The organism is Kocuria oxytropis, assembly GCF_040981195.1.
GTDB classification, from domain to species: Bacteria; Actinomycetota; Actinomycetes; order Actinomycetales; family Micrococcaceae; genus Kocuria; species Kocuria oxytropis.
Map to the genome: position 1 here is coordinate 1 of NZ_JAVFXA010000084.1, position 599 is coordinate 599.

The 599-nt window shown below is 67.6% G+C and carries 1 protein-coding gene and 1 pseudogene; both read left to right on the forward strand.

Going from position 1 to position 599, the window contains the following annotated elements:
- The first annotated feature begins 71 nt into the window (after nucleotides 1-71).
- A complete protein-coding gene (locus QYM41_RS17690) occupies nucleotides 72-389 on the forward strand; it encodes a transposase (RefSeq protein WP_368801081.1) in 318 nt (105 codons plus the stop codon).
- Nucleotides 386-599, forward strand: a pseudogene (locus tag QYM41_RS17695) (transposase); the annotation flags it as partial. The gene QYM41_RS17690 and the pseudogene QYM41_RS17695, both read left to right, overlap by 4 nt.

Consider the following 599-nt stretch of genomic DNA (forward strand, 5'->3'; position numbering starts at 1 on the left):
TGTCGCGCGTCAGACTTTGTGGCAGGGGTAGTTAGTTGCTGATCCAGCCCCTGAAGGAGAGTCTGAGAACCATGGGAAGACCACCGACGATTCCGCCGGAGAAGAAGACCCGCATCGTGCTGTCCGTCCTCCAGGGCGAGATGACCATCGCCGAGGCCGCCCGCCGCGAGAAAGTCTCCGAACAGTCCATCGGCCGATGGAAGGCCGACTTCCTCGAAGGCGGCAAGGCCGGGATCGAGGCCGGCAAGGCCAAGCCCTCGAGTCGGGAGCAGCAGCTCGAGGAACAGGTTGCCGATCTGACCTCCGCCCTGGGTGAGGCCGCGGTCGAGATCCGGGTCTGGAAGAAGTCCGCGGAGTCCCGGCTGGGCCCTTCCAGGACCTCGAGGTGATCCGCCAGGATGCGGGCATGTCGACCGCGAGGTTCTGCCAGCTCTTCGACATGCCCGAACGCACCTGGAGACGTTGGCAGGCCAAGGCCCGAGCGGAGCAACCGCCGAAGGGCCCGTGGCCGAGACCGGCCCGTGAGCCCGTTCGCGAGGCCGTCGTGGCGCACGCGCTGGCCCACCCAGCCTGGGGCCACCGCAAGGTCTGGGCGATGG

What these genes read in the sequence shown, in the direction of transcription:
- QYM41_RS17690 (WP_368801081.1), top strand. Translation starts at nt 72, where the DNA reads ATGGGAAGACCACCGACGATTCCGCCGGAGAAGAAGACCCGCATCGTG.